Here is an 805-nt window from a genome sequence, read left to right as displayed (position 1 = left end):
CTGAAAAGAGCCCTGAGGCAGTATCAAACACGATTCCCATCTGCTCAAAGAACGGTGTATAACAGACCAGGTACCCGCCCGGACGAATCAGGGAGAAAGCATGGATAACATGTTCCTTCGTTATCCCAAGATCAAGGTGGACAATATCATACCGGCCATCCATCTCCAGGACATCACGGTTCACCACCTCAATATTTGAAAGCCCGGTCTCACGGATACTCTCTGCAGCGATCCGGTAAAACTCCTCCCGTCGTTCACAGGTCGTCACCCGTCCGGCAACTCCGGCAAAAAAGACCGCTGCAACCCCGCTCCCGGTCCCGGCATCAAGGACGTGATCATGCTTATTCATCCCGGTCAGACCGATCACCAGTCCGATATCACGGGGGAGCATGGGTGCCCCGCTCCGTTTTGCCTGCTCAAAAAAGTCGGTTGCCCGGGGAAGGCGGATGATGAACTCTTTTCCTGATCTCGTCGTGATGACATCTCCCGGCTCCTTTCCAATAAGCCCGGAAAGGTCAACCATCCCAAGGTCAGTCCCGATACTGCCCTCACCGGCCCGGACAACATAGGTCTTCCCCTTTCCAAAAAGAATGACCCGGTCTCCGGCTGCTATCATGACGACAGACGAAGGATTGCTTCTGCAATATCTCCCTTAGTCTCAACAAGGGCTGCCTTTGCCGCCTCCGGTGTGACATTCGCCTGTGTGGCTACCAGGTTCACATCCTCGTCCGGGATCACCGCAGCAGCCTCCTCAAACCGTGGTTCACCGGTGATCTGCCAGGTGACAACACCCTGCATCTTCATC

Annotated in this window: 1 protein-coding gene and 1 pseudogene; both read right to left on the bottom strand. The window is 55.0% G+C overall.

Annotated features, from left to right (window positions below; genetic code table 11):
- Nucleotides 1–616 (bottom strand): methyltransferase domain-containing protein (locus tag PLA23_RS13605; protein WP_324475571.1); only part of this gene is annotated, 616 nt, incomplete at its 3' end.
- Nucleotides 613–805 (bottom strand): annotated as a pseudogene (locus PLA23_RS13600) (nascent polypeptide-associated complex protein); the annotation flags it as partial. The pseudogene PLA23_RS13600 and the gene PLA23_RS13605, both read right to left, overlap by 4 nt.

The organism is Methanospirillum sp., assembly GCF_035406105.1.
Classification (GTDB): Archaea; Halobacteriota; Methanomicrobia; order Methanomicrobiales; family Methanospirillaceae; genus Methanospirillum.
This window is presented reverse-complemented; position numbering and strand designations above follow the sequence as displayed.